Annotated in this window: 1 rRNA gene; it reads right to left on the reverse strand. The window is 53.3% G+C overall.

What is annotated here, in order from left to right:
- Positions 1-272: ribosomal RNA gene (locus VSR72_RS44130) — 23S ribosomal RNA — on the reverse strand; the annotation flags it as partial.

The following is a 272-nucleotide window of genomic DNA, read 5'->3' on the forward strand; positions in this document are numbered from 1 at the left end:
TCCTCCGTTACCCTTTGGGAGGAGACCGCCCCAGTCAAACTGCCTACCATGCACTGTCCCCGATCCGGATCACGGACCAAGGTTAGAACCTCAAACAGATCAGGGTGGTATTTCAAGGACGGCTCCACGGAAACTAGCGTTCCCGCTTCACAGCCTCCCACCTATCCTACACAAACCGGTTCAAAGTCCAATGCAAAGCTACAGTAAAGGTTCATGGGGTCTTTCCGTCTAGCCGCGGGGAGATTGCATCATCACAAACACTTCAACTTCGC

The organism is Paraburkholderia sp. JHI869 (assembly GCF_038900775.1).
Classification (GTDB): Bacteria; Pseudomonadota; Gammaproteobacteria; order Burkholderiales; family Burkholderiaceae; genus Paraburkholderia.